The organism is Mycobacterium sp. (assembly GCF_049683935.1).
In the GTDB taxonomy this organism is placed as follows: Bacteria; Actinomycetota; Actinomycetes; order Mycobacteriales; family Mycobacteriaceae; genus Mycobacterium.
Window position 1 is genome coordinate 1 of record NZ_JBAUJR010000200.1, and the last position, 3,395, is coordinate 3,395.

3 protein-coding genes and 1 pseudogene are annotated in these 3,395 nt (G+C 68.4%); all 4 read left to right on the forward strand.

Features of this window, described 5'->3' with window-relative positions; genetic code table 11:
- A partial coding sequence (locus WA965_RS11245; protein WP_526447516.1) for a glycosyltransferase family 2 protein occupies positions 1–1,380 on the forward strand: 1,380 nt, incomplete at its 5' end.
- The gene (locus WA965_RS11250; RefSeq protein ID WP_526302284.1) at positions 1,377–2,369 is read left to right on the forward strand and encodes a glycosyltransferase; all 993 of its coding nucleotides are present in this window, start codon (positions 1,377–1,379) and stop codon (positions 2,367–2,369) included. The genes WA965_RS11245 and WA965_RS11250, both read left to right, overlap by 4 nt.
- Before the next feature lie 88 nt (positions 2,370–2,457).
- A complete protein-coding gene (locus WA965_RS11255) occupies positions 2,458–3,165 on the forward strand; it encodes a hypothetical protein (RefSeq protein ID WP_526302286.1) in 708 nt (235 codons plus the stop codon).
- A 46-nt stretch (positions 3,166–3,211) separates the two neighbouring features.
- Positions 3,212–3,395 (forward strand): annotated as a pseudogene (locus tag WA965_RS11260) (hypothetical protein); the annotation flags it as partial.

Sequence of the window (3,395 nt, forward strand, 5' to 3'; positions counted from 1 at the left end):
GATGCGCCTCCCCATCACGTCCGAGCGACGCGGGACATCACGCGGCCCATCGTCTTCGACGATCTTCCGGCGGTGTGCGCCGAGGTCGACCTGGGTGCTCCGCCGGACGTCCTGGAACGGATCGACGATGACGGCGTTGCTCGGACTGTCTTCGTGTTGGTTCGGCTTCACACCCATCCATTGGGCACGGTGATTCTCGACTGCACAGGTGATCTGCGGTGGCTCACACATGCATCGACGGTGTGGTCATCGATACGGGATGCCGCCAACACTCACCTGGTCGCCGACGGGTTACCTGCGGTGGGAGACTGGACGGAGCTCGCCGGCCCCCTGACTTCGACACCGCGATGTGTCGCTCGTCGCCGCACGGTCCTGGCGAATCCACCGCGGATCACCGTGGTGGTCGCCACCCGGGACCGCCCGCGGTTGTTGCACACCTGCCTCGACGCTCTACTCGATCTGACCTACCCCGACTACGAGATCGTTGTCGTCGACAGCGCGCCGGACACCTCGGCCACCGCGACACTGGTGAGTAATGGCTACTACCAGTATGTCCGGTACATCCGTGAGAACAGCGAGGGTCTGGCCGCGGCCCGCAACCGCGGTCTGCGCGAGGCGACGGGATCGATCATCGCGTTCGTCGATGACGACGTGACCGTCGACCGGCATTGGCTGGCCGCGATTGCCGAGGGGTTCCACGCCAGCGCCGCTGTCGGGTGCGTCACCGGCCTCGTCCTACCCACCGAGTTGGTGACTGCGGCACAGTTGCTGCGCCACCACCACGACAGCGCCGACAGACCCTTCAGCCAGATGGTTGTCGGTACCAGCCGTCACCGAACCGGCGCTGCGCTGTCCATCTCCACCGCCCGCCGCCTGGGCTCCGGCGCCAACATGGCCTTCGATACGGCTGTACTACGCGCACTCGGGGGATTCGACCCGGGCACCGGGATCGGAACGCCCGCGCGCGGAGGCGACGACCTGGCGGCCTTTGCGCGCGTGCTTCTGGATCATGAAGTGGTTCACCAACCCTCGGCTGTGGCCGTGCGACGCCACGACCGAGATGTGGCGCGATTGCTTGACCAGGCCCACGACTACGGTGTCGGCCTGGGCGTGGCGATGACCAGTGTTCTGTTGCGGGAGCCCAGGATCTGGGCGGCATGCCTGCGCCGGTGCCCGGCGGCCCTCGTCCGGGCGGTCAGGCCGTCCTCGGGACGCAACCGGAGCGGCTGTGCCGGGCTGCCGGTCGATCTCACTCGGATCGAGCGACGCGGGCTTCTCGCCGGACCGGTGTTCTATCTGGTGAGCCGGTGGCGGGGTGCCCGTCGGCCGGCTGCGGTGACGACGGCAACTCCGCGCGCGCAGGCGAGGTGGCGACGATGACACACCGTCCGGGTCCCACGGTGGCGGTAGCGATCTGCGTCGACACCGAGGACCGGTGGAACGAGATGGTGCGGGCCGTGACGTCGGTGCGGCAGCAGACCTACGGGGCAGCGGAGATCATCCTCGTCATCCAGGACAACCCCGCACTGCTGCGCCGGGCGTCCTTCGAACTGCCCGGGGTGGTGGCGATCCCGGACACCGGCGGGACGGGGCGGCGGGCCCGGTGGTACACCGCCGCCGCAGCAGCGACCTCCGACATCGTGGCCATCCTCGACGACGATGCGTTCGCAATGCCACATTGGCTGGAGGCACTCGTCGCGCCGTATTCCGACCCGGAGGTGCTGGCCGTGGGTGGACGGGTGATGCCTCAGTGGTGCACGGGTCGTCCGGCATGGTTCCCACCCGAATTCGATTGGGTGGTCGGCTGTAGCTACCGCGGCATGCCCGTGGTGCGGACTCCGGTACGCAGTTACCTCGGTACCAGTGTGTCCTTCCGGCGTGAAGTGCTACTGCAGTGCGACAGATCGGACGTACGCCTCGGACAGGACGGGAGCCGACTCCTCTTCGAACCGGCTGCTGTGGTTCAGCGGGCAGTACCGCGGTCGCGCGCCACGTGGCCGTACTTCCGGTCGCGGTGTTACTCGGCCGGCGAGTCGGCCGCGCGGATCCTCAGGCCCGGTGATCTCCGGCAGGGATCATCGATTGTGCCGCCGCACCTGCGATCCGCCATTCGGGCGGGAATCACCAGTTCGATCACGGGAGCGATACAGGGTGACCGGGCGTCGGCCCGCGCGGGCCTGGCACTGTCCGCCGGAGTCGTCATGGCCGGTGTGGGCTTCGTGGCCGGCTCATTGAGACTGGCCGCAGGGCGGCACCTTGGTGTGCACCGGCCTTCCCCTCCGTACCGACCCGGAGAGAATTCGCATCACGGCAGGGGGCCCCGCGGGGACGCTTCTGCCTGGACGCGTACACCGTTGAACACTGCCTAGCTGGTCGACTCGATGTCCGTACTCCGGGCGTTTCCCTGGCGGGTGCGCCTCGCGCCACCGGACTCCGGTGCGCACTACGCTTGGCGAGATGAGCTCCCACGAGCCAGAACCCGACGACGGCGACACCGGCCCGCTGCACGCCGACAGCATCCGGGAACAGACAGCGGGCGCCGCCGACCGCCGATTCGACGCGCCGCTGTCGGTGAATCCCCGACCGGTACAGCAGGATCGCCGTCCTGTCGTGCTTCTTGCCGTCGCGACGGTGGCGGTCGTGGGATTGGGCGTGATCGCGTGGTCGTTCTGGCCGTCGTCCGAGGAGTCCGAGGCGACAGGCGGCGGTCCGGCCACCACGTCGACAACCGCATCGTCGCAACAGTCCGAAGCGCGGTTGTTCGAGATGCTGCCCGACGGTTACGACGCTGATGCGTGTGAAGTCGTCGTTCCGCCGAAAGATGCGCTGGCGCAGTTCAGTTGCACGGAGAACACCGACCTGGGCGGCCCACTGACGGCCAGCTACACCCTGGCGGGGGACACCGAGTCGCTACGCGCATTGTTCGACGGGATCGTCGAAACGTCGTCGGTGGTGGACTGCCCGGGCAACATCCAGTCGCCGGGGCCGTGGCGCCGCAATGCGACACCACAACAGGAAGCCGGCACGTTGGTGTGCGGGTTTGTGCAGAGCCGACCGACGGTCGCGTGGACTACCGACGCAGACCTGATGCTCAGCGAGGTGCAGTCAGGCCCGCAGGGGCCGAACATGGTCCAGCTGTACAACTGGTGGGCGTCGCACTCCTGAGTCCCCGACGGATCAGGCAGGTGGGGCGGGAACCACAACGGTGGTCGTGAGGGTAGGACCGGCGGGTGCAGGCGTGCCCGCACTGCCCTCGGCAATCGGTGTGCCTGTACTACCTTCCGGGGCCACCGCGGCGGGGACCGGCGCGGGGCTTGCTTCCGCTGCCGGGACGGCGCCATCGGGCAGCGGGGTGCCCGAGCTGCCTTCCGGTAGCGGGGTGCCCGAGCTGCCCT

What these genes read in the sequence shown, in the direction of transcription:
- WA965_RS11255 (WP_526302286.1), top strand. Translation starts at nt 2,458, where the DNA reads ATGAGCTCCCACGAGCCAGAACCCGACGACGGCGACACCGGCCCGCTG.
- WA965_RS11250 (WP_526302284.1), top strand. Translation starts at nt 1,377, where the DNA reads ATGACACACCGTCCGGGTCCCACGGTGGCGGTAGCGATCTGCGTCGAC.